Genomic DNA, 25,292 nt, shown 5'->3' with positions numbered 1-25,292 from the left:
CATAATGTCTTTAACTAATATCTTTACTATTTCTGGTTCTGCAATGAGTGCTCAAACGATTCGTTTAAACACCATTGCTAGCAATATGGCCAACGTCGACAGTGTTGCAAGCTCTGTTGACCAAACTTATCGTGCTCGCAAACCTGTCTTCTCACAATTGATGAATGACAATATGAAAGAGTATGGCTGGGGTAACGCTAATTTAGACCGGAGTGGTGCTGGTATTGGGGTCAAAGTGGACGGGATTGTTGAGTCCGATGCGCCACTTCAGCCAAGATATGAACCTGATCATCCAATGGCAAATGATGAGGGCTACGTTTTTTACCCTAATGTGAATCCAATGGAAGAGATGGCGGACATGATGTCCGCTTCTCGATCATTTCAGACCAATGTGGAAATTATGAACTCAGCAAAAAGTATGATGCAAAAAATGCTGACATTAGGGCAGTCATAGGAGCTGAATAATGGCAAATATATCTGACATGAATGGGCTAAACGGTCTGATTTCGCAATATGGGACTGATGCGGCAAAGTCGAAAGCAGGCATCGAAAAAGCGGACGTAAAAAAAGAAGACGCTGCCCTTGCTGACCAAAATGTGTTTTTAAAGCTTTATATTGAGCAGCTTAAGGGGCAGGACCCTACGGCCCCTCAGGACACAAACGACATGGTGGCACAAATGTCACAGTTTAGTTCCTTAGAGCGGTTAACGGGGATTTCGGATCAGCTTGAAAATATGGCGACGTCACTAACCTCTAATCAAGCGCTTAGTGCTTCCACACTAGTTGGAAAGTCTATCTTGATGGATGGCAGCCAAGCCAAAGTAACGGATAAGATGGAGTCTGTTCAGCTTAGAACCGTTATTCCTGAAAGTGCTCAATCAACGACCTTGAAGATATTTAACGAAAATAATCAGCTTGTTCGTACGGCAAATTTAACATCAGGTGATTTTAAATGGGACAAAACAGGTGACGATGGAAATATATTGCCACCTGGTGAATACCGTTTTGCCGCTACTTCTGTGAACGACAAGGGTGAGGTCTCTGCGCTTAGTATGCAGCTCCCTACTCGTATTCAGGGGGTTACAATTAACGGTGAAAACGGCACGGTTTTGAATGTGGAAAACCACGGCAAGATCAAACTTACAAGTGAATTAGAAATAATAGGGTAACTGGAGCATATTATGGGATTCAATACTGCACTGTCCGGCATCAAAGCTTCTGCCGATTATTTGAGTGTGACAGGTAACAACATTGCGAACGCCGACACAACAGGTTTCAAGAAATCTCGTGTGGAGTTTGATGACTTGTATAACACCAGTGTGCTTGGTGCTGGTAGCGGCAACAGTATTGGCTCGGGTGTCAGTGTGAGTGCTGTTTCACAAGAGTTCTCGGCCGGCACTTTATCTTATACTGACAACAACCTCGATCTTGCTATCGATGGCAGTGGTTTTTTTATCATTGATGGTGGTATGTCAGATGCCTATACGCGGGCGGGCAATTTTAAGTTAGACGAAGATGGCTTTTTGGTAACGAATAACGGAAACAATGTCCAGGGCTTTAATGCGGTTGATGGTGTTGTCGGTGGGAACCTAGATGACCTTAAAATTCCGACAGACCGTATTCCGCCTGAGCCAACCTCAGAAATGAGTTTAAAAGTTAACTTAGATTCTAGAAATCAGGATGTGCCTCCCTTCATCACCGCTGAATTCGATCCTAATAACCCAGACACCTATAATTTTACGCAAACACAGGGTGTTGTTGACGCAAACGGTCAGTCACACATAGTGACTTATTACTATGCCAAGGGGGAGCAGCCTAATACCTATAAGATCCATGCCACCGTTGATGGAAAAACAACCGGTGATGATGGTCTGCCTTTTTTAGGCGACACCTATGCGACCTTCAATAATGCGGAGGGGGGGGTAGACTATAATGGTGACGGTATAGAAGAGCAGCCATTCGAGCTATTATATGTTGGTGCTACACCGCCCAACCCAATTGACATAGAAACAGCTGTGAAAACACCTTTGGCGGTAAACGGGACGTTGAATGGTGTTGCTATAACCTCTGCACTAGCACCAGAAGAGATGCGTGATACCAGTATCGTAGGTCGAGAAGCGTTTGATCCGCTTGATCCAGACACCTATTCTTATGGTAACACTAGGACAACCTACGATTCTTTAGGTGAACCACATACTGTGGGCTACTACTTTATTAAACAAGGCGAAGAGAATACCTATGAACTTCGTGTCACCTTAGATGGTGAAGAGAGCTTTGTGGATCCTTTTACCGGTGATGACGTTCGCTATTTAGAAAGAAATACCTCCGTAAGTTTTGATCCGGCAGGGAATCTTTTGGGGACCTATCGGGGTATCCCACCTCTTGGTACCGCTCAACCCGTTCCTTTAGAGGTGCGAGGTATTGACCCGACTAATAGAGGTAGCATTACAGAATTGGATATTGGTGGTTCTACTCAGTACGCCATAGCAAATACTGATACATTTGAACAAGATGGCTTTTCTTCTGGTGAATTACAAGGGGTCTCGTTTGACAGTGATGGCTTCTTGATTGCCAGCTATACTAATCAGCAAACGGCAATACTTGGCCAGATAGGTTTGGCTACATTTGACAGCACAGACGGTTTAATGCCGACAGGTAAAACCGCTTGGGTGGCAAGTGAAGGTTCTGGTCCAGCGAATGTTGGTCGACCAAACTCTGGGACTCTAGGTAAAATTGCAGGCGGGGCGTTAGAAGAATCCAATGTGGATTTAACCGCTGAACTTGTTTCTTTGATTGAGGCTCAGCGCAACTATCAGGCCAACAGTAAGACATTAGAGACAGAGAATACCGTAACGCAGACAATCATTAACTTGCGTTAATTCTCTAAATTACACTTTTTTTAGAGTCACAAAAAAGACCAAAGTAACCAGCGTACTTTGGTCTTTTTTTGTTTTCTACAGTATTTTCTAAGTTGGTACGAATCTTGAAGGCATACCTGTCATAGACATTAATTTATTAGGAGTAAGGCAGTGGATAAGGCTTTATATTTGGCAATGAGTGGTGGTGTTCAAACCATGCATGCGCAGACCATTCACGCTAATAATCTCGCTAATGTGAGTACCACAGGCTTTCGTTCTGACTTTGAACAAGCACGTTCTATGCAAGTGAATGGGGATCATTTTCCTAGCCGAGTATACGGCATGACTGAAAATCCAGCCACCCGATATACTCAGGGTGACATGATACAAACAGGCAGAAACTTAGACGTTGCCATTGCTGGAGACGGTTTCATCGCGGTATATGACAGCAGCGGTCAGGAAGCATATACCCGCGCCGGTGATTTGCAAATTAATGCCGCTGGTCAACTTGTAACAGGAGGAGGATTGCCGATTGCAGGTGTAGGTGGTCCGATTTTTTTGCCTCCAGCAAGCATCATCAATATTACCGCTGATGGCTCTGTGTCTATCGTTCCGCAAGGTGGAGCGGATAACGAGGTGGCTGTATTGAACCAGATTAAACTGGTGAATCCAGATCGACAGAACTTGCGCAAAGAAGAGGATGGTCTCATTCACGCACGAGATGGCCAGCAATTCGACGTTGATCCGAATGTCAAACTGATTAGCGGTTTCATTGAAGGCAGTAATGTCAATGCAGTCGAAGAGATGACCCATATTATGAACTTGTCACGACGTTTTGAGATGAACGTCAAAATGATGGACACGATTCGTGACAATGCAGACTCATCAGCACGAATATTGCAACGTTCGGCTTAATTTACTCATTAAAACAGAATAGTGAAAATCAAAAGAGGCAAGTATGAATTCAGCATTATGGGTTAGTAAAACCGGTTTAAGCGCAATGGATAAGCAATTAAATGTGGTCGCCAACAACCTGGCAAACGTGTCTACAACGGCTTTTAAAAAAGACAGGGCAGTTTTTGAAGATCTTATGTACAAATCTATACGTGCACCAGGTGGCTTAAGTGCACAAAATGCGGAACTGCCTTCAGGGTTGCAGCTAGGTACGGGTGTGAAAGTTGGAGCAACACAAAAAGACTTTTCCAACGGTGATTATAATATGACGGATAGACAGCTGGATATCGCGATTCAAGGGAAAGGTTTTTTACAGGTTCTCCAACCTGACGGAACCATTGCTTATACTCGTGACGGTAGTTTGCAGCTTAATAACCAAGGTCAACTTGTTACCTCAGGTGGTTTGGTCGTGGTTCCAGGTATCCAAATAGATCAAGATGCCATTGAAATAATGATTGCAGAGGATGGTGTGGTTTCTGTTCGACGCAATGGTGCCGCAGATGCACAACAAGTAGGAGCATTTAACATTGCAGGCTTTGTTAACCCAACAGGTTTAAATGCTGCAGGTCAGAACCTTTTTACCGAAACAAACGCAAGTGGTCCGCCAATTGTTGGAGTACCGGGAACGGATTCATTAGGCACCATAGCTCAGAATATGTTAGAAGCTTCTAACGTAAACTCGATTGAAGAATTGGTGAATATGATCACTACCCAGCGAGCGTATGAGATGAATTCTAAAGTCATTTCGTCAGCAGACGGTATGATGAGTTTTGCCATACAACAACTATAAATAAACTGCGGATAACAACGAAAATGAGATTGCCTTTTTTCTTCTTGCTTAGTATTGGTTTAACAGGCTGTTTGTCATGGGATGTGAACGAGCAAGCGGTTGCAAATGCGGCTGCGGCAGGCGCTGCGGCAGCCATCACTGATGCTGTGATTGATGAACTTGCCGGTGACGAAGAGCCAGCGGAAGAAGCAGTTGTTGAAGAGGAGCCTGAAGATCCGCCTCGTAAAGGTTTTGTTCCAGATCCTAACGACCCATTAAATGGACCGGAATTTAAACAATCTATCCGTTCAGATGACCCCTATTACGCCCCTGTATACCCTAATGATATGGCACCTTCTCAGGCGCCTACAGGAGGTATTTATCAAACTGGAATGGGAGATGTATTTTTTGGCGATCAAAAAGCCAGTAAAGTGGGGGATATATTAACCATTAACTTAAACGAATCCACCACTTCGACAAAAGCCAATGCGGCGAATGTGTCGAAATCCGCCACGGCAACCATCGAGAACCCAACCGTGTTAGGTGAAGAGTTGAGAATGGATACCACTTTACCCCAGCAAGGAACAGATTTTTCTGGTAACGCATCAGCGAATCAGAACAACAGTTTAAACGGTACTATCACAGTGACTGTCTTTAAGGCATTTTCTAATGGTGTGTTGGCGGTTAGAGGGGAAAAATGGCTTCGTTTGAACCAAGGTGACGAATACATTCGTTTTTCTGGATTAGTACGTAAACAAGATATCTCGCCTAATAACACGGTGGAGTCGGAACGTGTTGCCGATGCGAGGATTATTTATTCAGGTACGGGTGATGTGGCGGCGGGTAGTGAGCAAGGGTGGGTAAGTCGTTTACTGAACTCTAACACAATGCCGTACTAACTTAACTGACCAACTATATGGAGTGAGCAATGCTTTTCCATTGGAGTGATATAATGAAACACGTAGCGCTAATTATTTTATGCCTGTTGTCTTTTTCTGCTCATGCTGAGCGACTGAAAGATATTGCTAGTGTTGAGGGGGTTCGTGAAAACCAATTATTTGGTTACGGCCTTGTAATAGGGCTAAATGGTACGGGGGACAGTACGCCTTTTACCAATCAAAGTTTCTCGAGTATGTTGTCTCGCTTTGGTGTTACCTTACCTGAAGGTGTAAATGCAACATCAAAGAATGTTGCTGCGGTATCTTTAACGGCCACATTGCCAGCTTTTTCCAAGCCTGGTCAAAAAATTGATGTCACAGCGTCTTCTATTGGTAATGCCAGTGCTTTACGTGGTGGAACTCTATTGTTATCTACATTAAAAGGGGCTGATGGAGCCGTTTATGCGATAGCACAAGGTAATTTAATCGTTGGTGGTATGGGCACTGACGGCTCCCGAAATTCGGTAAACGTACCAACCGTAGGGCGTATTCCTAATGGGGCTAGTGTTGAACGTATTGTCCCTAGTAGCTTCAACACCGGTGATACTTTAACGTTTAACTTGAACCGTCCAGATTTTACAACGGCAAAAGCGGTATCTGATAAAATCAATAATCTATTAGGTCCAGGTGTTGCGACGACGCTTGATGCCACTTCCATCCGTGTGTCAGCGCCCAGGGATCCTAGTCAGCGAGTCACTTTTATATCCATCTTAGAAAATCTGGAAGTGGATGTAGCAGAAGAGCGTGCTCGAATTGTTGTGAACTCCAGAACGGGAACCATTATTATTGGACAACACGTCACCGTATCGCCAGCCGCCATCACTCATGGTAGCCTTAGCGTTACCATTAGAGAAACGGCGCCAGTGGTTGCGGACGATGGGACAGTAACAGGGGGCGAAACGATTATTTCTCCTCGTGAAGGTATGGAAATTGCCAACAACAGTGGTCGCATGTTTGTCTTTGATCCAGGTGCCTCGTTAAATGATATCGTGCGAGCCGTCAATCAAGTCGGCGCAGCGCCAGGTGATGTGATGGCGATTCTTGAAAGCCTAAAACAGGCTGGTGCTATCAACGCAGATCTCGTGGTGATATAGGGAAAAAAATGAATTCAGTACCACCTAAGCAAGATTTTTTTGCGGATTTTTCTACGCTGACTGCGCTGAAAAATAAAGCTCAAAAAGACCCTGATAGCGCGTTAAAAGACGTGGCTAAGCAATTTGAGTCAATCTTTATCAATATGCTGTTGAAAAATATGCGCAGCACAAATGACGCAATCGGTGGCGGACTGTTTTCCAGTGCTCAAACAAAGCAGTATCAAGAAATGATGGACTCACAAATGTCCCAAGGTTTGGCTCAATCAGGTGGGATTGGTTTATCAGACGCGCTTATTCGTCAATACCAAACGCAACAGAGCGGTCGAATGAGTTCACCTGAAACGAAAGAAGCCGGTGACACCGACTTTTTAAATCAAGTGGCGAAACAAGACTTGGCGAATATTCAGGCATTAGTAAAAAGAGCGTCAGCTGATTTTATGCAATCGGTTCAGCAAGAAAGAGCGCAGGCCGCTTCGGGTTTGTCTAATGTGGAAAAGACCACAGCACCTTCGGCATTGTCCGTTGTTTTTGCATCACCTGATGAATTTGTTGATCGGCTTTGGCCCCATGCACAACAGGCAGGTGAAAAGTTGGGAGTAAATCCTAAGGCGGTGCTTGCTCAAGCGGCTTTGGAAACGGGCTGGGGAAAATACCCGATTGCCAAAGAGGACGGCTCTGCCAGCTTTAACTTATTCGGTATTAAAGCCGATAATCGCTGGGATGGGGAAAGAGCGGTAGTCAATACACTAGAATTTCGTGATGGCGTTGCAAAGCGTGAGAAAGCTGCCTTTCGAGCTTACGATTCGTTTGCTCAAAGTTTCGACGATTATGCTCAGTTTTTATCTTCCAGTGAGCGGTACAAAGATGCCCTTCAGTCAGGTAATGATGCGTCAATGTTTGCCGCTTCTTTGCAAAGAGGTGGGTATGCAACTGATCCGAATTACGCCAACAAAATCGACAACATCCTTTCCAGTAAATGGTTTCAGCGCTTGTAGCGTTTAACTACCTACAAGTCGCTGTCTTGGTAAAGTTTTTGCAACACCAGCCGATAAAGCACAACAAGACAGTGAGAATTCCTCAATAACGTACTAGGGGTATGGGCTATGAGCTCAAATTTATATTCAATTGGTTTATCTGGACTGCAGTCTAGTAATGCCCGAATCAATACCACAGGGCACAATACGACCAATGTGAATACAGAGGGCTATAGTCGTCAGAGAACGGATGTCGTCAGTTCTCCAGCGGGCGGTGTTGTACTGCGTGATACTGGCCGATTAGTCGATCAGTTTGTTAGCAGTCAGATCCGATCCGATACCTCTGAGTTTAATTACTACGACACTTACCGTTCCATGATGTCTATGTCTGATGAGCTCTTTTCAGAAGAGAGTGTGTCACTTTCCGGTTATCTTGATAGTGCTTTTACGGCGCTACAAAATGCCAACAATGACCCAACCTCGTCATCTCTAAGACAACTTGCTCATTCCAGCTTGAATAACCTAGTAGAGCAATACAACTCTCTGTCTAATTTAGTTACCAGACAAGAGGATCTCGCTGATGATCAGATCTCAACTTCATTGGTTGATATCAACAGCATTACAGCCAAAATGTCTGATTTGAATGGGAAGATATTACGCGAAGAAAGCTTGTCTACCTCGCCAGCAAATGAACTTCGTGATCAACAAGAGCTTTTAGCAAAAGAGCTGTCTGAGTATTTAGACATAAAAGCCCAGTTTGATAAAAACGGTCTAATGACGGTTCAGCTGACAAATGGACAGCCACTCTTAATGGACCAGAAGCCGACCGAATTAAAAATGGTCACCAATCCTCTGGATCCAAGCACACCTAGCTTAGAAGTGGATTTTGGAACTCACAGAGTGGGTTTGAAATCTTCCGCCTTGGGCGGCAGTGTCGGCGGTCTAATGGATTTTCGTTCTGAGTTCAGTGCCTTGGCTGACAGAACGTTGGGCCAAAATGCCATTGCCATTGCGGATGCTATGAACATGCAAAATGGAAAAGGACTGGATGCGAACGGTCGCATGGGGGGAGAACTGTTTGCGATGGGCGATATAAGCATTCATTCAACGCAAGATAATGCCCATAAATTGGATAACATTTCCGTTAAAGTGTCGGCTGGAGAGGCTGCAAAAATCACCAAAGAGACCTTTGAGCTCGCTAAAATAAGCGACAGTCAACTCGTCCTTAAAAGGTATGATGCCAGCGGCCAGTCATCAGGCCAGTCATTGCTATTTGATCCTACAAACATGACACCTGACGCTCAAGGCTACTATAAAATTGAAGAGCTTGGGTTGGATATTCGTGTCGCCGATATGGCCTTGATTGACAATAATGATGTCTTTCGTTTTACCCCAACTCAAGGCGCGTCAGCGAATTTGGCTATGCAGGCTAAAAATGGTGATGCAATCGCCCTGAGTGCTCCTGTTGGTGTGGTAACCAACTCGGATAACCTATCTGATGCTAAGATAAGTCTGTCATCTGTTAGTAATACACGACCAGAGACGTCAGCCTTTGCAAGTAATGGTGAGTTATACCCTAATGCTCCCCACGAGATTTACTTCACTTCACCTAATTCCTATGTGGTAAGAGATAGATTTGGTTCAGAGCTTGCCAATATCAACAATGTGGTGGAATACAGCAACTTGCTTGAACAAGCTGGTTTAGCTAGGGAAGCGGGCTTTGATGTTTCAGTTTCTTCCGTTCCACAAAGAGGGGATTCTTTTTCCATCAGTACAGAGGTGATGGGGCCATCAGATAACTTTAATGGTATCGCTTTGATGGGATTACAAAATCAATCCTTGGTAGAAGGGAAAGCCAGCGTGTCAAAAGCGTTTTCTGGTCTCGTATCGCATATTGGCAGTAAAACAGCGGAGGTCTCAGGGCATGCTGAGGCAAGTGAGGTCGTGATGAATGACAGCATTAATCGTCGCGATCGTTTGTCAGCGGTCAGTTTAGATGAAGAAGCCGTTAATTTAATGAGATATCAGCAATCTTATTCTGCGTCTGCGCAGGTGATTTCCGCAGCTCGTACTACGTTTGACACCTTACTTGGAATCACGAGGTAAGTTTATGCGAGTGACAGAAAATTTAATCTATAGTCAGTCCAGTAGGTCGATTAGCCAAGCTAATGAAAAAATGCTTAACGCACAAGAAAAATTGCTGGCTCAGACTGACATAGTAAAACCGAGCGATAATCCTGTCGGTGCAAGTCAAATACTGATGCATCAAGATAATAATAATCGCTTAAAGCAATACGATGAATCGATCAAAATGGCCAAGAACAATCTTGAATATCAAGAAGTGGCTCTAGAGAGTTTGAACGATTCTTTGGATGATATTCGTACGCTGTTTATTCAAGCGCAAAACGACATTAACTCCCAAGAAGATCTGGATGCTATTGGTCAGGAAGTTGCCATGATAGCAAACTCAATGGCAGAACTAATGAACTCCAGAAGCGCCGATGGTAATTATATTTTTGCTGGTACAGACACCCATAAGCCACCGTTTGTATTGAATGGTGAAGGGCGTTACCAGTGGGCTGGTAATGAAGGTCAAAAATTTGCACAAATTTCTGAAGATGTGAAGGTTGCAGTATCGGATTCAGGGAAGCGTCTATTTCAAGATGTTTGGACAAACAAAGGTTTTACATCAGAACTATTCTTAGGCGATGTGTCTTTGACAGGGAAGGTATCTAACCAAGAAAAGTTTAATCAGTTCATGGCGGACAATTATGATCCGGTCAATCCCGCAGACAATGTGTACCGATTAACAACCCTTCCGCTCACACAGCAAGATACAGATGTGAATGTAGCGGACATTGTTGATACGTTACTAACAGGGTCCAATACCAAAGAAGACCAAGAGAGGCGTCGTGGTTTTGAGGGTACGCCTGGGATGTTTAAGATTACCAATAGTTCAGGTGAAGAAGTTTCCTCTGGATCATACGTAGCGGGCAAGCCTATTGAGTTTGCGGGTATGTCGTTTACCTTAGACGGCGCACCGGGTGCGGAGGTCGGTTTTTCGCTTGATAAACCAAAGCGTGACAATGTATTGAATGAGATAAAAGACACACTTGCTGTTTTGGGTGATAAATCTTCCACCAAAGAAGAGCGGCGCGCTGCTTTTCAAGATGTGACCGTCAGTATTCATAATACACAAAGAAGCATCAGTGAAGGGCGTTCTTCAGTGGGTTCTAGATTGAACACCTTGAGCAGCAGAGAAGACTTTAGTTCGTCCAATCAGTTGTCGAATACCATCGCAAAAGACCGTATTGGTGGGCTAGATATTGCGTCCGCGGCTTCTGAACTCTCTATGAAAGAGACCGCACTCAATGCGTCTCAAAAAGTATTTACCCGCATGAGTAACCTGTCACTCTTTGATAAAATGTAATACCGGAATTTGGAACTCACATGTCCACATTTAAAATTGAATCCTGCTTTGGCGCTGATATAAACGTTGGCTATTTTGATATCGAAGAGATACTTGGTATTTTCGAAATTAAAGACGAGATTATCAAAAGTAAACGGGTTCAAAGTCTCATCAAAATGCATGGGCGCAAGGAAAAAATTGTCTCTATTGCGATGCGCCAAGTAGCTTTTGATTTGTTACGCCCAACGTTGGATTCCGAATTCCTTCCATATGATCCTTATTTTACGGACGGTAAACTGCTCAACAGCCGTCGAGAAAGATTATACGATGCCGAAGAACGCTTTCTTATCTTATGTTTGTCTGTCGCGCATGGGCGATCTGTTCGCAGTTTGAAAAAGTTAACCCCCGATTTAAACACCAAGGAACTACGCAGTAAGCATACGCGCGGTCAAAGTTTATTTCGTCACTTTCGACAAGAACTTAATGATCACACTAGAGACTATATTTTAAGCTACAAGTCGAAGTTAGACGGCGACAGTAATGATGGCAGTTCGTTGGAAACCCAAGAAACAGCGTTGTCCGAGCAGGTGGAACGAAAAGCTGAGAAAGCTGTGTTGGCACAAAAAGTCGAAAAAGAGACTCGTCTAATGCCGACGTCATTTGACAAAGAGGCGGCGACAGCGATGAGGTTATTTAATGATGGCCTTGAATTGCTCTCGTCTCAAATTGAAAGATCTAAGCGGGGAGAGCCGCTTGAGATGATGGAGTTGAAAAAATTCTGTCTTAAGTTAATAGAATCACACACACGAAATAACTTTTCTCTGATGGCGATTCGCCACATGAAAGACGCATCGATTTATCTCGAACAGCATGCCATTGGCATGGCTGTGTTGGGTATTCATTTTGCCAAGGCTTTAAAGTTATCAAATGCCTACATAGAAGTCATTTGTTTGGGCGCCCTGCTTTTTGACCTAGGGCGTGCCCGATTGCCGCAGGCCATGGTGGCTAAAACCACAAAGATGACGGACAGCGAGTTTGATCTGTTTCGTAAACACATTCAGTTCGGCGAACAAATGTTTAAAAAATGCGATGATATTCCGAAAGCGGCCTATCAAATGCTAATGGATCATCATGAGAAACTGGATGGATCAGGATACCCTGCTGGTAAGCAAGGAGACGAGATCTCTGTCTATGGAAAAATCGCCGCTATCGTTGACGCTTACGATGCTATGACGTCAGAGCAAGCCCATAAGCCCTCAATGGGGCCAATAAAAGCCTCGCAAAAAATGCAAAAAGAGTCTGGTTTGGCTTTTGATAGAAAATTGCTGTCTGTGTTTCTAAATAGCATTGGTCGTATTCCTGTTGGTTCATGCGTTTTATTATCAAACGGTCGAGTAGGGTTTGTTTTGACGTTAAATAAGTCATTCCAGCCATCCTTGGTGCGTCAGGTTTACAGCTTGACCAACAAAGCCTTTGTTGAAACATCAGATATTGAGTTAAATCGTCCTGCAAGCGTAGGCACAGAAGTTCGTATTGAAAAAGACATTGACCCGCAAACATTAGGTTTGCAGTTTATTAATCACATTTCCTAGTTTTTTCTCTTCTTCTATAGTTATTCACTCTTCATTTACTCCTGCCTCTGCTTCTAGGTTTTTTAATATTTTGGTTTTTTTTTAAAGTTCTCCGCTTTGAGATCGATACAGAGTTATGTCAAAAAAGCGGGCATGTAACAAAATAAAAAAGATAAAATTAAATCAAAATATTACTAAAGATACCCGCCAAGGTGACGATAACCTTTATAAGAGACGAAAGCCAAATAACTAATTAAATCAAAAGGTTGTCTCATCAGAAAAATGTTTTAGGAGAGAAAAAAATGTCTTTATATGTTAATACCAATGTGTCCTCTTTAAATGCCCAGCGTATGTTAAACAATTCAGGCGCTGACTTAGATGTTTCCTTCCAGCGTCTATCTTCCGGTCAACGAATTAACAGTGCGGCAGACGATGCGGCTGGTCTTCAAATATCCGACCGTTTAACGTCGCAGATAAACGGTTTGAATCAAGCGGTTCGAAACGCTAATGACGGTATTTCTCTTGCTCAAACGGCAGAGGGTGCTCTTGACGAAACGACCAGCATGCTGCAACGGATGAGAACACTCTCTATTCAGGCTGCAAACGGATCTAACTCTGATAAAGACAGGGTAGCAATACAACAGGAAGTAGCTCAGCTTTCAGAAGAAATTAACCGTGTTGCGGCAACCACAACATTTGGTGGTGAGAATCTACTTGACGGTACTTATCAAGGTATATTTCAAGTGGGTGCAGACGCTAACCAAACCATCAGTTTTACTATGCAATCTGGTGGTACGAATAACTCTATCGATTATTTAACAAACAGTGGCTTCACGATGTCAGGTTTGTCTAACCAAGCTTCTGCTCAAGTTGGTGTGTCAACGGCATCGGTATCGAGTGTTGTCAATGCGCAGAGTATGATCGGCATCATTGATACCATGATCTCTGCAGTGGATTCAAAGCGAGCTGAGCTCGGTGCGGTACAAAACCGTTTTAGTTCGACAATCACTAACTTAAGCAATATATCGGAAAACGTTTCTGCGGCTCGTTCCCGAGTTCGCGATGCAGACTTTGCAGAAGAAACGGCGAAAATGACCAGTGCTCAAATTCTGCAGCAAGCAAGTAGCACTATTTTAGCTCAAGCGAATCAGCGTCCACAAACGGCTTTGTCTCTTCTTGGGGGCTAACTAGTTAGCCCTATGAGGGTTAGTCTCAAGATAAAATAGAAAATGCACACAATTTCAAGCGACTGTTTCAGTCGCTTGAAAAAAGTATTCGGGAGCTTTCTCGGAATACGGGCTACTTCTCTCTCCTAGAGGTGCCTTTTCAGCCGGGTGAACTTTCATCTGGCTTTTTTTTACACAAAATTTGTTGTGCCTTCCCTATGACGGGTAAGGTAATTTTTTGCCGTTTTTGAGGTGTGCTTTTACCTATTGCGGCTCAAAAGTTCTGTGTGTCAGTTTTGGTGCCCCCTTATCGTGACATCTTGGGTATGGTGTCGCTTTTGTATTTTGTTGCGACTCTTGTCTTGCCAAGGTCATGTGAGGCATTTTTGAGTCTTAATAGCGGTTTTCCCATACTTTGACTGAATCCAGAGTTAAAAATGGGCGTACATAGCCAAAATCTTCAAATATATTGCAAATATTTTATTCCTTTTAAAAACAATTGCTTGCGGCATTTTTCGGCCTTTTTGGGGTTGTTATTTGCCTGTCTTAGGTAAAAATTTACCGAAAAGCGTTAAAGCTTTTATCCATCAAGCCGAAATCCTTATACGAACTGCTTTTTTTGCAGGGGTAAATAAAACCTAGGAGGCTATAATGGCTCTTTACGTAAATACGAATACTTCATCTTTAAATGCGCAACGCCAGATGATGAACTCATCTAATGCGCTAGATACCTCTTTTGAGCGTTTGTCCTCTGGTAAGCGTATCAACAGTGCATCAGACGATGCTGCAGGCTTAATGATCTCTAACCGTTTGACTTCTCAGGTTAATGGTTTGAACCAGTCTGTTCGTAACGCCAACGATGGTATCTCTCTAGCACAAACTGCAGAAGGTGCATTGGACGAAACAACCAGTATGCTTCAGCGTATGCGTACCTTGTCCATCCAATCAGCAAACGGTTCAAACTCTGATAAAGACCGTGTAGCGCTTCAGCAAGAGATTTCACAGCTATCGACAGAAATTAACCGTATTGCTGAAACGACCACGTTTGGTGGTGAGAACTTACTAGATGGTACTTACAACGGTATCTATCAAGTAGGTGCTGATTCGAACCAAACAATCAGTTTCAGCATGTCTTCAGGTGGTGTGAACAACTCTATCGACTACGGTGCCAATGGTGGCTTCACTATGTCTGGTCTGTCAGCGGGTGCCTCTACGGCGCAGGTTAGTTTGACAACAGCATCTATTTCAACTGTTGCGAACGCGCAAAGTATGATTAACGTTGTTGATACTATGATTGCAGCGGTTGACTCTAAGCGTGCGGAGTTAGGTGCGGTACAAAACCGTTTTGGTTCAACCATCAATAACTTGAGCAATATCGCTGAAAACGTATCAGCGGCCCGTTCTCGAGTTCGTGATGCTGACTTCGCGGAAGAAACAGCGCAACTTACGAGTTCACAAATTCTTCAGCAGGCAAGTTCGTCGATTTTGGCACAGGCAAATCAACGTCCACAAACAGCCTTGTCATTGTTGGGCTAAGCAATGAGAGATAGTATAAAGCTGGGGTAATCTGGCCCCGGCTTTTGTCTATCCGGAGGGACTCTGAAATGTCTATTAATGCGAGTGATTTTTCAAAGTATGCAGTTAATTATTCTTCGAGGCCCGAACAGCGTGCCATTGAAGATTTTACTGCTATGCGTCAGTCTAACGCTAAGGTTGTGCAGAACCTTGCCGATACCACAAGGTCAAACAAAGAAAGTACAGAAAAGAAAGACGTTCAAATGGCTCAGCCTTTAGCTAAGATTGAACCGAATGACATACAAGAAATGAATCAAAAGATGTCACAGTTAAATGTGCAATTAACATTTGAGATGGCGGATGATCAAAAGCAAAATATAGTTAAGGTACTCGACCAATCAACGGGCGATGTTGTCCGTCAGATACCGACGGAAGAGTTTCTTAAAATGTCAGAACGAATTGATGCTATTATGAATCAGCTGAGCGATATCAAAGGCACTTTGGTAAACAGTGAGGTTTGATAGTTAAAGTGATGGGGTAGGAGATTAAGTTATGTCAGTAGGCTCATTGGGTGCGGGATCTGGACTGGATCTAGAATCCCTTGTCAAACAGATGGTGAGCGCACAGAAAGACGCTAAAGTCGGACTCTATCAAAACAAAATCAATGGCTACGAATCTGAATTGTCTGCGCTTGGCAAAGTCGGCTCTGCGATTGATAATTTCAAATCTTCTGTTAAAACACTAAACGATGATGAACTATTCACTGGACGAGATGCAAAAATTGCTCAGAAAGAAGGTGAAGAAGTCATTTCCATCACAACCGATCGTTCCGCTTCAAACGGTTCTTATTCCATTGATGTCAATCAGCTAGCAAAAGGCAGTCGAGTTATGTCGGCGCCAGGTTTGTTTTCATCGCCTGATGATGTTGTAACAGACCAAGATGCGAAATTAACCTTCACCGCGGGTAGTAATGAATTTTCTATTGACGTTAAAGCGGGTACCACCCTTTCTCAATTGCGAAATCAGGTAAATACGTCTGAAGACAATTTTGGCGTGTCAGTGAACCTAGTTGATGATGGGGCCGGAAATCTTTTCTTCACTGCGACCTCAGCCATTGAGGGTGCAGAGAACTCCCTGCGAATCAGCAATGACGTGATCGTTCGCGATGAAGATGGGAATGTTATTGAAGACGTACCTGAAGCTGTATCTCTACCTATTGAGGAGGAGCCAGAATTAGAGGAACTTTCAGAACCTGCTCCTGTTGACGAAGTAGATGAATTAGATTTAGAAGGCGATGAATTTGATTTTGCAAATGATGGCCCTATTCCGAAAGACAAAGAAAAGGAAAAAGCAGAGGCACTAGCCCAGTCTAATGCTGAAATGGACGCGAAAGCAGCTGAAAAAGCTGAGGTAGAAAAAGCCGCTGAAGCGGATGCGACTGAGCTAAATGTACTGCCTCAGAAAAACACATCCTTGTCTTTAAACAGCGTTTCTACTGAGGGGCTGTCGGCCGGTTTATATACGCCTTTTGGAGAGGAAGCGCGTGATGCCATTATTACAGTGGATGGCATTCAAATTCGCAACGATACCAATACTTTTGACGAGGCAGTAGCCGGCTTATCCATTGAAGCGCTAGCGCCTACGGAGAAATCCACTAAAGTGGACATCAGCTTCGATCAGGAAACGGTCAAGGACTCAATTAAAGAATTCATCGATTCCTACAATAGTATGGTGGGGTTGCTTCAAGCGAGCACAGATCGTGGTGCCGTGTTGAACGGCAACAGTATGATTCGAAATCTGCAATCCTCCCTTTCTACAGAGCTCATGTCCAGCCGCGGTGAGACAGGTACCTTTACGTCTATTTTTGACTTAGGGGTAAAGATGAGTAGCCAAGGTGAATTGAGTTTAGATAATGCTAAATTTGACGATGCAATGCGTCGTGGTTATAGCGAGATTGCACCGCTAATCTCAGGGGAAAAAGGCCTTGCTCGTTCTTTGGAAAAATTACTGGATAACTACACAGGATCAGATGGCCTAACAAATTCATTAAAGGATTCTGTTCGTCGGTCGATAGATAGTACAGAAGAGACGTTAGAAGCCTACGAAGAACGTATGGTTAAGTATGAAGAGTCTCTGCGTTCTAAGTTTACCAGTTTAGACTCTCGTCTGGCTGTAATGAACGCACAGGGCGGATATCTAAATTCCGTTTTAGCTAACATGCAGTAGTTTTTAAAATAGACACAGTAATGGGGTTGCATATGTACAAGAGTAAAGGGATACAAGCCTACCGCAAGGACTCTATCAAGTCCGATTTGGCGTCGGCTGACCCTCATCGCGTCATTCAGCTCTTGATGCAAGGAGCGCTCGAGAAGCTTGCTTTAGGTAAAGGTTGTATTGAACGTCGCGATTGGGAAGGTAAGTCACACGCCCTAACCCGAGCTGTTGAAATTATCAACGCACTACGAGATGCACTAGATCGTGATGTGAATCCTGAATTGGTTGATAATCTTGAGTCACTGTACGAATACATGACGGTGCGTATTACTGAAGCAAGTGTCAGCAAAGACACCACAGTGCTCGACCACGTCATGGGATTAATATTGCAAATTAAAGGCGCTTGGGACCAGATCACACCTGCTGATAAGCAAGCCGCGTACGGGCAAACCGAAGCCAGAGTAGGGGCGGTTTAATGTTGGATGTGTCCCACTTAACTCAGTTAAGTGCCGCATTAGAGCAAAGCATTGAGCAAAAAGACATCGAAACCATACAGCAACTGTGTATAGACAATGATGATCTTATTCGTAGCATAAAACCCCTTACAGACCCTGCTGACAATGCTCAGATTAAGCATTTTATTATGCTGCATCAATCAGCCACTCAACTTGTTCGAGATGTGCGCGTCGAAATGCAAAAACAGCTCTATCAAACGAATAAAACCCGTAAGGGCGTAAAACAGTATAAAGGCGTGAAACATGCAAAATGAGGAATTCTCTTCCTCTCTTAATCAAGCTGAGACCTTTGTTTCTATGTTTGAAAGAGGTGCGGCACGCCTCAAAGAGAGTGACACTGCGTTAACGGAACGCTATCTGAGAAACATGACGGTTTTTTCTCAGATCATGCCTCACATATTTGATTCTTTCCAACACTACCAACCTAAAAAACGCCATATTTACATGGAAGAAAGCGGAGATTTAAACCTTATCCGTGATGATATTGGCGTACCGCTTTTTTCTGCCAACCCAAAACAGCAAGCGTCTAAAAAAGTGGCTCAGGCGTTGATAAAACCGAACAAAACCTTGCTGAATTTAGAGCGCACGGACAATCATCCCACTCGCCACGTTCATTACAGCAACAAAATGTTGGATCAGAAAAACCAGCACAGCCAAGGGCTAGAGCTATTACAAGGCTGGCCTGATTTTGTGGGATCAACCATCTTATTTGGCATTGAGCTGGGTTATCAGCTCGAGTTGCTACTGGCTCAGCGTTCGATAAAGCATTTGTATTTATACGAATACGATCTGGACTTCTTCTACTACTCTTTGTTTGCCATCGAATGGCAGCCTATCTTAGAGCGCTACAATCAGGATGGCCGCACTATACATTTCTTTCTTGGAGTAGAGGCGGAAGAATTTACAGAAAAATACCTGCGCCAGTTAGAAGAAAATGGCTACTTCATGGCGCCAGAAACGTATCTACACATCGCTTATTCCAGTCCGGAAAATGATCTGGCTATTGCATACTTTAAGAAACATTATGCTCGTCAAGTAATGGGCTGGGGGTTTTTTGACGACGCTCTAATTGGTGTAGCACAAGGCTTGAAATCCTTACCAAACACTAAACTGGCGCATTTCCAAGGGCGCGATGCCTTGCCAAAATGGGTGAGTAATATCCCTGTTTTCATTCTAGGGAATGGGCCGTCTCTTGATCAAGGGATCGAATTGATCAAGGAGGTGCGCGAGCAAGTGTTGTTAGTGTGCTGTGGTTCAACCATTAACACGTTAAAAAAGCTGGGCATTACCCCAGATATTCATGTGGACATCGAACGTCTCAAACAAACGGTCGATAAGTTTTTGTTTTTAGACCAAGAGTACCTAGACAAGATTTGGGGATTGTCCGTCAACGTTATGCACCCCGGTTTCTTTGACTGCTTTAAACGCTCGGGCATGGCGATGAAGCCAGGCGAAGCCATTACTTCCTTAATGCTAGGTCAAGCACGCGCCCAGGGCGACACCAAAGAATATGTACAGTTGAATTACTGTAACCCTGTTGTAGCGAATCTGGCTTTGTCCTATGTTCATTTATTTGGGTTTAATAACGTCTACTACCTTGGCGTAGACAACGGGTTTAAAGACAAAGGCAGCCATCATTCGGTACACAGTGGCTATTACAAAGACGGCAAAGAATCGGGCTTTCAAACGTTTCAACAAGCCAAGCTGATTGAACGAGAAGGCAACTTTGGTGGCACCGTTTATGCCACGGGCATGATGGACACATCACGGGTGCAGCTTGAAGCACTAACCCGTCAGCTTAACAAGCGGCGAAATTTTGCCAGTTTTAACTTGTCGGATGGGGCCAAGATCGAAGGCGTTACGCCCTTATTGCTGGAAGATGTGTTGATTTTAGACCCTAAAATTAATCATGCTAAAGTGATTGATATTTTAGAAAGTGTCTACTTTACAGACCCTCCAGCCTCATTGCTCGGCCAATCAGCCGAAGCGCTGATATGTGTCGATGATTTCCGTAAGATAAGTCAAATGCTACAGCAAGGCTGGGATGAAAATCTAAAAACACGAGAACAGGTGTGCGATCTACTTTGGTCTCACCATCGCCAAATTTACTTTTTAAAAGGCAGTATCCACCGTCATGTGTATGACCTGCTGATTGGCTCTTTTACGTATTCGGCGTTTTTAATTGTGCAGTTTTTGTTTGCCCATCAAGATGAAGCTGAAACGGTCAGTCGAGCTCGTCATTTATTTGAACCTTGGTGTGAATTCCTTGAAGAAATGCCCTGTATGCTGCAACAGGCTTCTGAGTACGTTGATCAGGGTAACGATCACCTGATTACTTATTACAATGGTTAATGGGAGCTATAACGCACGCCATGTTTGAAAAGACGCCTTTTATTATTGCTGAGTTATCAGGCAACCATGAGCAAGACTTTGAATTGGCGAAAGCCATGATACAGGCGGCTGCCTACGCTGGTGTGGACGCCATTAAGTTACAGACCTACACCCCAGACACCATGACATTGGATATTCGTCAGGGTGAGTTTATGGTGTCCGAAAGCGACAGTTTATGGCGTGGCAGTAATTTGTACGATCTTTACGCCAAAGCCTCGACACCTTGGGAATGGCATAAACCGCTTTTTGAATTGGCTGAATCTTTGGGCTTGGTGGCCTTTAGCTCGCCGTTTGATTTGAGTGCAGTGGCTTTTTTAGAAACCCTGAATGTGCCCATGTACAAGATAGCGTCGTTTGAAATGACGGACATTCCACTCATACAAGCCGTCGCTCGTACTGGGAAACCCATTATAATGTCGACGGGTATGGCCACCCTAGACGAAATAGAAGAAGCGGTAGCCGCCATTCGAGCCATTGGAGATAACCCTTTAACCTTGCTCAAGTGCACCAGCACCTACCCAGCAAGAATAGAAGACTCTAACTTGGTCACCATGGCTGACCTAGCGACTCATACTGGATGTTCAGTTGGTTTATCGGATCACACACAAGGATTGGGGGCGGCCGTGGCGGCCACGGCATTAGGCGCAACTGTGATCGAAAAACACTTTGTATTGGATCGCAGTGCGGGGGGCGTTGATGCCGCTTTTTCCATGGAGCCTGCTGAAATGAAGGCGCTGGTGGACGCTTGTCGAGCAGCGAAAGCCGCTCTTGGCTCAGTGACTTACGGTGGCTCAGACGCAGAACAGGCGGCGAAAAAATACCGCCGTTCCATTTACGTCGCGGTGGATTTGCCAGCGGGTACTGTTCTTACGGAAGATCACCTTAAAATCATTCGTCCATCGTTTGGTCTTGCCCCAAAGCATTGGCCTGATGTTGTGGGTAAAACGCTGTCGGTGGCGGTGCAAAAAGGTCAGCCGCTTGCTTGGGATATGATGGCGTGAAAGTGCTGGTTCGAGCCGATGCCTCAGTCGAAATTGGCATGGGGCACAGAGTTCGTTGCCAAGCGCTGATTCATGCTTTTACCGCCTTTGATTGGCATTGCCAATTTGTTGTAGATCAGCGTTACCAAGCGTTTGGCTCCCCAGACGATTGCTTTGTGGAAACCGAAGCGCAGTTTTGGCAACGGGCTGAGCAAGTCGATTTGGTTATCTTAGACCATTATGCGTACAGCGCCGATCTCATCGCCATGCTCTATCAGCATCAGCCGAATCTTTTGGTGCTGGATGATATGAATGACAGGGGAGATTTTCCCGCTAAATGGCTGCTGAATCCTCTGCAACAAAATTATTCTAAGCTTGTTGAGTGCCCGTTAATAGGTAGCCGTTATGCGTTATTAAGACCTGCTTTTCAGCAACAGGACGAAAATCAAAGCCCACCAGAGCAACTGCTTATTACGTTGGGGGGAACCGACCCGCTTGCACTTACCTTGCCTATTTTAAACGCCTTGGTGGCATCCGGCTTTGCGACAGAATGCATTCAGGTGTTGTTAGGCGCGAATGCCAAACAAGCAGAACAAGTCATTGCATTTTGCTTGCAGAACGGCATAGCGGTTGAGCAGGGAGTATCTGATGTGACCCCCTTGATGCAACAAGCTAAGATGGCGATTTCCGCCGCTGGTGGCACCTTATTTGAACTGGCTTGTATGGGCGTACCGACGGTTTTTGCTCAAGTGGCAGACAATCAAACTCGTTCATTAGAGCAGCACGTACCTCTTAATTGGTGTCGCTCTGTGCGTTTTGATAATGTCTCAGACACACTTTACGCACAACGTATTGGGCAACTCGTAGAGGAAGTGAATAGCCTGTGGAGTGACACTGAATGGCAGCAAACCGCTCGAAACACGGCTCGCAGTCTGGTTGATGGGGCAGGGGCTGAACGAGTTGCCCAGACCATCCATGCTTATTTTGTTAGTGAATCTATTTTGTGAACGAATAGACTGGATGAACGAATAGACCTCGTTAGACATTAAAGATTGAGGTCTGATGCTTGTTTCAAAAGCATAATCTGCGTTAAACGTAACCAATCTTCTTCTGTATCCAAATCTTGAATACGATGCCGTGGTAATAACAACGGCTTGGATTTAGGGCCAAATATAGCCTCATCAAACCAATCTTGGGTGCGTGCCCAATAGAACTGACCGGCATCGTGAATGGCTTCCACCAAATCTTGCGAGCGCTTAGCTATGTGCTCCGGAAACAGCGGCGCGAGTTCGCCAGAATCCTGAATGTGCAAGGCTCTCTGGATAGGAAAACCAAACGTCGTGGCAGAAAAGCAAAAAGCGGTATTGTCGTCTAATCGTTCAACGCCCTGCTGTAAGTCTTCCGGTGTTAACAGAGGGCAGGTGGCGTAGATCAAGCAGGCCTCATCGGGGGTCTTGCCTTCATCGATTAAAAACTGCAAGGCATGTTGCATCACAGGAGTGGTGCCTGTCATGTGATCGGCCAACATGGTTGGGCGCATAAAGGGTGTTTCTGCACCAAACTGTCGAGCAATCTTGGCGATTTCCGCATCATCAGTGGACACAATCACACGATCAAACAAGCCGGAGTCGATGGCCGCCTCAATGGAATAACCAATCAGCGGTTTGCCATTTAATAAGCGAATGTTTTTTCTGGGAATACGCTGAGAACCGCCACGGGCAGGAATCACCGCCACACGGTAAGGCGTCTCTGTAAAAGGTGTATTGTTTATCATGCAAACACCTCATTTTCTATTAAAGACTGACGTAACACCTGGGCAACTCGATCTTGTTGCTCCGCGCTCAATCCCACAAAGAGTGGCAAACTCAAAGTGCGCTGGTAATAGTCTTCCGCAATCGGGAAATCGCCCAGTTGGAACCCCAGCGCCTGATAGTAAGGCTGGGTATGCACAGGGATATAATGCACCTGAACGCCTATGTTTGCCTGACGCAACGCATCGAAAATGGCTCTGCGTTTTTGTGCGTGCGGCTTAGGCAATAAAATGGGAAAAAGATGCAAGGAGGAATGGGCCCATTCCGCCTGAAACGGCAAGCCAATAGGCAAGTCAGACAGTAGCTCAACATAGCGAGCAAACTGCTCATGACGCTCTGCAATAAAGTCATCCAGCTTCGACAATTGCGATAGGCCAAGGGCCGCTTGAAGCTCAGTCATGCGGTAATTAAAGCCCAGCGTATGCTGTTCGTAGTACCAGTCTCCTGGCATCTGAGTAAGCTCATCGGGAGATTTTGTTGTGCCTTGCTGCGCATGAGTACGCATATGATTGGCAAGCACTGGGTCATTTGTGACTGCCATCCCACCTTCGGCAGACGTGATGATTTTTACTGGATGAAAGCTAAACACACAAATATCACTGTACTGGCCGTTGCCCACTGGGGTGCCACGGTATGTTGCGCCAATAGCGTGGGAGGCGTCCTCAATGATATGAAAACCATATTCCTCAGATAAAGCATAAATAGCGACCATGTCACAAGATTGACCCGCAAAATGCACCGGGATAACGACCTTTGGTAATTTTCCGTTGGCTTTTGCGTGGATCAATTTTTCGGCCAACTTGTCAGCACACATGACGTAGGTGCGAGGGTCTATATCAACAAAATCTACTGACGCGCCGCAGTAACGCGCACAATTGGCCGATGCAATAAAAGTATTTGGGCACGTCCAAACCGAATCGTTAGCGCTTACGCCTAGGGCTAAACAAGCAAGATGCAATGCCGACGTTGCGCTATTGGCTGCCACCGCATACCCGGCACCGACTTTTGCTGCAAGTGCTTGTTCAAACTCACTGACACAGGGCCCTTGAGTCAAAAAATCGGAGCGCAGTGAACGTACCACCGCTGCAATGTCGTCTTCGCCAATAGACTGGCGACCATAAGGAATAAAATCAGTGGGCGTCATCGAAATTCAAAATCTCTTCAACACTGAGAAAATACGGATTACTACCGGATTGATACTCGTACCCAGGCTCAACCAATTCCCCGGTTTCTCCCAGACGATTGCAACCAAAATCCATGTCTTCTTGATAAAACTTAATGCTAGGAGAAATCACATAATGATCGGTAAATTCATAAGTATGATACGAATCATCCGCTGGACACATGACTTCATGCAGTTTCTCGCCAGGGCGAATCCCCACTTCTTTTGTTGGCACCTGCGGAGCATAAGCTGCCGCCAAATCCATAATACGCACAGAAGGGATTTTAGGAATAAAGATTTCTCCACCATGCATGCGCTGGAAGTTTTTTAGCACAAAATCCACACCCATTGGCAAGGTGATCCAAAAACGCGTCATATCAGGGTGAGTAATCGGTATGGCATCGGCCCCATCCGCCACTAACTTTTGGAAAAAGGGCACCACGGAGCCGCGCGACCCCACCACATTGCCGTAACGTACCACAGAGAATCGCGTGCGACCTTGGCCGACCATATTATTGGCCGCAACAAAAAGTTTATCCGATGCCAACTTGGTGGCGCCGTAAAGATTGATCGGCGCGGCCGCTTTGTCGGTGGATAACGCAATGACTTTATCCACATTATTCGCAATCGCGGCAGCAATCACGTTTTCAGCCCCATGAATGTTGGTTTTAATGCACTCCATTGGGTTGTATTCCGCCGCTGGCACTTGCTTGAGCGCCGCCGCATGAATCACAAAATCCACATCTCGCATGGCCTGAGTTAAACGGTCTTTGTCTCTCACATCACCAATAAAATAACGCATGCAAGCCGCGTCGAAATCTTGCTGCATTTCGTACTGCTTCAGTTCATCGCGGGAATAAATGATCAAACGCTTAGGTTGGTAATTGGCCAGTAATGTTTTCACATACTGACGACCAAATGACCCCGTACCGCCAGTAATTAAAATGCTTTTGTTGTTAAACATAAATGCG

The 25,292-nt window shown here is 44.8% G+C and carries 23 protein-coding genes; 20 read left to right on the top strand and 3 right to left on the bottom strand.

The genetic code is table 11. The annotated features are described in order from the left end of the window. The first annotated feature begins 4 nt into the window (after nt 1-4). The 20 genes from flgC (at nt 5) to pseG (ending at nt 22,355) form a co-directional block, all read left to right on the top strand. Complete coding sequence (gene flgC, locus EBI00_RS05555) at nt 5-454, top strand: flagellar basal body rod protein FlgC (protein WP_123094911.1); 450 nt, start codon at nt 5-7, stop codon at nt 452-454. Between the two features lie 10 nt (nt 455-464). Further along, nucleotides 465-1,169, top strand: coding sequence for a flagellar hook assembly protein FlgD (locus EBI00_RS05550; protein WP_123094910.1), 705 nt, complete (start codon nt 465-467; stop codon nt 1,167-1,169). A gap of 12 nt (nt 1,170-1,181) precedes the next feature. Next, a complete protein-coding gene (locus EBI00_RS05545; protein WP_123094909.1) occupies nt 1,182-2,879 on the top strand; it encodes a flagellar hook-basal body complex protein in 1,698 nt (565 codons plus the stop codon). Nucleotides 2,880-3,029: 150 nt separating this feature from the next. Further along, nucleotides 3,030-3,773, top strand: coding sequence for a flagellar basal-body rod protein FlgF (gene flgF, locus EBI00_RS05540; protein ID WP_123094908.1), 744 nt, complete (start codon nt 3,030-3,032; stop codon nt 3,771-3,773). Nucleotides 3,774-3,816: 43 nt separating this feature from the next. Further along, nucleotides 3,817-4,602 carry a flagellar basal-body rod protein FlgG gene (gene flgG, locus EBI00_RS05535; RefSeq protein WP_123094907.1) on the top strand — a complete coding sequence of 262 codons (786 nt, stop codon included), beginning with the start codon at nt 3,817-3,819 and terminating at the stop codon, nt 4,600-4,602. A 23-nt stretch (nt 4,603-4,625) separates the two neighbouring features. Beyond that, nucleotides 4,626-5,480, top strand: a complete 855-nt coding sequence (locus EBI00_RS05530) for a flagellar basal body L-ring protein FlgH (protein ID WP_123094906.1) — start codon at nt 4,626-4,628, stop codon at nt 5,478-5,480. A gap of 53 nt (nt 5,481-5,533) precedes the next feature. Further along, the gene (locus EBI00_RS05525; protein ID WP_123094905.1) at nt 5,534-6,613 is read left to right on the top strand and encodes a flagellar basal body P-ring protein FlgI; all 1,080 of its coding nucleotides are present in this window, start codon (nt 5,534-5,536) and stop codon (nt 6,611-6,613) included. A gap of 8 nt (nt 6,614-6,621) precedes the next feature. Further along, nucleotides 6,622-7,608, top strand: coding sequence for a flagellar assembly peptidoglycan hydrolase FlgJ (flgJ, locus tag EBI00_RS05520; protein ID WP_123094904.1), 987 nt, complete (start codon nt 6,622-6,624; stop codon nt 7,606-7,608). 108 nt (nt 7,609-7,716) lie between these two features. Continuing rightward, nucleotides 7,717-9,693 (top strand): flagellar hook-associated protein FlgK, encoded by a 1,977-nt coding sequence (gene flgK, locus EBI00_RS05515; RefSeq protein WP_123094903.1) that lies wholly within the window; start codon nt 7,717-7,719, stop codon nt 9,691-9,693. 4 nt (nt 9,694-9,697) lie between these two features. Continuing rightward, a complete protein-coding gene (gene flgL / locus EBI00_RS05510) occupies nt 9,698-11,017 on the top strand; it encodes a flagellar hook-associated protein FlgL (protein ID WP_123094902.1) in 1,320 nt (439 codons plus the stop codon). 20 nt (nt 11,018-11,037) lie between these two features. Next, nucleotides 11,038-12,588 (top strand): HD-GYP domain-containing protein, encoded by a 1,551-nt coding sequence (locus tag EBI00_RS05505; protein WP_123094901.1) that lies wholly within the window; start codon nt 11,038-11,040, stop codon nt 12,586-12,588. Between the two features lie 281 nt (nt 12,589-12,869). Then, nucleotides 12,870-13,754 (top strand): flagellin N-terminal helical domain-containing protein, encoded by an 885-nt coding sequence (locus EBI00_RS05500; protein WP_123094900.1) that lies wholly within the window; start codon nt 12,870-12,872, stop codon nt 13,752-13,754. A 630-nt stretch (nt 13,755-14,384) separates the two neighbouring features. Further along, the gene (locus EBI00_RS05495; protein ID WP_123094899.1) at nt 14,385-15,269 is read left to right on the top strand and encodes a flagellin N-terminal helical domain-containing protein; all 885 of its coding nucleotides are present in this window, start codon (nt 14,385-14,387) and stop codon (nt 15,267-15,269) included. A 68-nt stretch (nt 15,270-15,337) separates the two neighbouring features. Continuing rightward, the gene (locus EBI00_RS05490; protein WP_123094898.1) at nt 15,338-15,769 is read left to right on the top strand and encodes a flagellar protein FlaG; all 432 of its coding nucleotides are present in this window, start codon (nt 15,338-15,340) and stop codon (nt 15,767-15,769) included. Between the two features lie 31 nt (nt 15,770-15,800). Continuing rightward, nucleotides 15,801-17,474, top strand: coding sequence for a flagellar filament capping protein FliD (gene fliD, locus EBI00_RS05485; protein ID WP_123094897.1), 1,674 nt, complete (start codon nt 15,801-15,803; stop codon nt 17,472-17,474). Between the two features lie 32 nt (nt 17,475-17,506). Further along, nucleotides 17,507-17,938: a flagellar export chaperone FliS gene (fliS, locus tag EBI00_RS05480; RefSeq protein WP_123094896.1), complete on the top strand. Its 432-nt coding sequence runs from the start codon at nt 17,507-17,509 to the stop codon at nt 17,936-17,938. After that, nucleotides 17,938-18,231 (top strand): flagellar protein FliT, encoded by a 294-nt coding sequence (fliT, locus tag EBI00_RS05475; RefSeq protein ID WP_123094895.1) that lies wholly within the window; start codon nt 17,938-17,940, stop codon nt 18,229-18,231. The genes fliS and fliT overlap by 1 nt, the downstream gene beginning before the upstream one ends. After that, on the top strand, nt 18,221-20,329 hold the full coding sequence (locus EBI00_RS05470) for a motility associated factor glycosyltransferase family protein (protein ID WP_123094894.1): 2,109 nt from the start codon (nt 18,221-18,223) through the stop codon (nt 20,327-20,329). The genes fliT and EBI00_RS05470 overlap by 11 nt, the downstream gene beginning before the upstream one ends. 20 nt (nt 20,330-20,349) lie before the next feature. After that, on the top strand, nt 20,350-21,369 hold the full coding sequence (gene pseI, locus EBI00_RS05465; protein WP_123094955.1) for a pseudaminic acid synthase: 1,020 nt from the start codon (nt 20,350-20,352) through the stop codon (nt 21,367-21,369). Beyond that, entirely contained in the window at nt 21,366-22,355 is a 990-nt protein-coding gene (gene pseG / locus EBI00_RS05460; protein WP_123094893.1) for a UDP-2,4-diacetamido-2,4,6-trideoxy-beta-L-altropyranose hydrolase, read from the top strand. The genes pseI and pseG overlap by 4 nt, the downstream gene beginning before the upstream one ends. 38 nt (nt 22,356-22,393) lie before the next feature. On the opposite strand, the gene pseF is transcribed toward pseG, so the two are convergent. The 3 genes from pseF to pseB are packed head-to-tail and all read right to left on the bottom strand — an operon-like array spanning nt 22,394 to nt 25,285. Then, entirely contained in the window at nt 22,394-23,122 is a 729-nt protein-coding gene (gene pseF, locus EBI00_RS05455) for a pseudaminic acid cytidylyltransferase (RefSeq protein ID WP_123094892.1), read from the bottom strand. Further along, nucleotides 23,119-24,303: a UDP-4-amino-4,6-dideoxy-N-acetyl-beta-L-altrosamine transaminase gene (gene pseC, locus EBI00_RS05450; RefSeq protein ID WP_123094891.1), complete on the bottom strand. Its 1,185-nt coding sequence runs from the start codon at nt 24,301-24,303 to the stop codon at nt 23,119-23,121. Before pseC ends, pseF begins: the two co-directional genes overlap by 4 nt. Beyond that, nucleotides 24,290-25,285 carry a UDP-N-acetylglucosamine 4,6-dehydratase (inverting) gene (gene pseB / locus EBI00_RS05445; protein WP_123094890.1) on the bottom strand — a complete coding sequence of 332 codons (996 nt, stop codon included), beginning with the start codon at nt 25,283-25,285 and terminating at the stop codon, nt 24,290-24,292. The genes pseC and pseB overlap by 14 nt, the downstream gene beginning before the upstream one ends. Nucleotides 25,286-25,292: the final 7 nt, after the last annotated feature.

The sequence above is a fragment of the Marinomonas hwangdonensis genome (genome assembly GCF_003721245.1).
Taxonomy (GTDB): domain Bacteria; phylum Pseudomonadota; class Gammaproteobacteria; order Pseudomonadales; family Marinomonadaceae; genus Marinomonas; species Marinomonas hwangdonensis.
The sequence above is the reverse complement of the archived record's forward strand: the minus strand, read 5'-3'. Positions and strand labels throughout refer to the sequence as shown.

Excerpts from the sequence above, each read along its gene's own strand:
- flgC (WP_123094911.1), top strand. The coding sequence starts at position 5 with ATGTCTTTAACTAATATCTTTACTATTTCTGGTTCTGCAATGAGTGCT.
- EBI00_RS05550 (WP_123094910.1), top strand. The coding sequence starts at position 465 with ATGGCAAATATATCTGACATGAATGGGCTAAACGGTCTGATTTCGCAA.
- EBI00_RS05545 (WP_123094909.1), top strand. The coding sequence starts at position 1,182 with ATGGGATTCAATACTGCACTGTCCGGCATCAAAGCTTCTGCCGATTAT.
- flgG (WP_123094907.1), top strand. The coding sequence starts at position 3,817 with ATGAATTCAGCATTATGGGTTAGTAAAACCGGTTTAAGCGCAATGGAT.
- EBI00_RS05530 (WP_123094906.1), top strand. The coding sequence starts at position 4,626 with ATGAGATTGCCTTTTTTCTTCTTGCTTAGTATTGGTTTAACAGGCTGT.
- EBI00_RS05525 (WP_123094905.1), top strand. The coding sequence starts at position 5,534 with ATGAAACACGTAGCGCTAATTATTTTATGCCTGTTGTCTTTTTCTGCT.
- flgJ (WP_123094904.1), top strand. The coding sequence starts at position 6,622 with ATGAATTCAGTACCACCTAAGCAAGATTTTTTTGCGGATTTTTCTACG.
- flgK (WP_123094903.1), top strand. The coding sequence starts at position 7,717 with ATGAGCTCAAATTTATATTCAATTGGTTTATCTGGACTGCAGTCTAGT.
- flgL (WP_123094902.1), top strand. The coding sequence starts at position 9,698 with ATGCGAGTGACAGAAAATTTAATCTATAGTCAGTCCAGTAGGTCGATT.
- EBI00_RS05505 (WP_123094901.1), top strand. The coding sequence starts at position 11,038 with ATGTCCACATTTAAAATTGAATCCTGCTTTGGCGCTGATATAAACGTT.
- EBI00_RS05500 (WP_123094900.1), top strand. The coding sequence starts at position 12,870 with ATGTCTTTATATGTTAATACCAATGTGTCCTCTTTAAATGCCCAGCGT.
- EBI00_RS05495 (WP_123094899.1), top strand. The coding sequence starts at position 14,385 with ATGGCTCTTTACGTAAATACGAATACTTCATCTTTAAATGCGCAACGC.
- EBI00_RS05490 (WP_123094898.1), top strand. The coding sequence starts at position 15,338 with ATGTCTATTAATGCGAGTGATTTTTCAAAGTATGCAGTTAATTATTCT.
- fliD (WP_123094897.1), top strand. The coding sequence starts at position 15,801 with ATGTCAGTAGGCTCATTGGGTGCGGGATCTGGACTGGATCTAGAATCC.
- fliS (WP_123094896.1), top strand. The coding sequence starts at position 17,507 with ATGTACAAGAGTAAAGGGATACAAGCCTACCGCAAGGACTCTATCAAG.
- fliT (WP_123094895.1), top strand. The coding sequence starts at position 17,938 with ATGTTGGATGTGTCCCACTTAACTCAGTTAAGTGCCGCATTAGAGCAA.
- EBI00_RS05470 (WP_123094894.1), top strand. The coding sequence starts at position 18,221 with ATGCAAAATGAGGAATTCTCTTCCTCTCTTAATCAAGCTGAGACCTTT.
- pseI (WP_123094955.1), top strand. The coding sequence starts at position 20,350 with ATGTTTGAAAAGACGCCTTTTATTATTGCTGAGTTATCAGGCAACCAT.
- pseF (WP_123094892.1), bottom strand. The coding sequence starts at position 23,122 with ATGATAAACAATACACCTTTTACAGAGACGCCTTACCGTGTGGCGGTG.
- pseC (WP_123094891.1), bottom strand. The coding sequence starts at position 24,303 with ATGACGCCCACTGATTTTATTCCTTATGGTCGCCAGTCTATTGGCGAA.
- pseB (WP_123094890.1), bottom strand. The coding sequence starts at position 25,285 with ATGTTTAACAACAAAAGCATTTTAATTACTGGCGGTACGGGGTCATTT.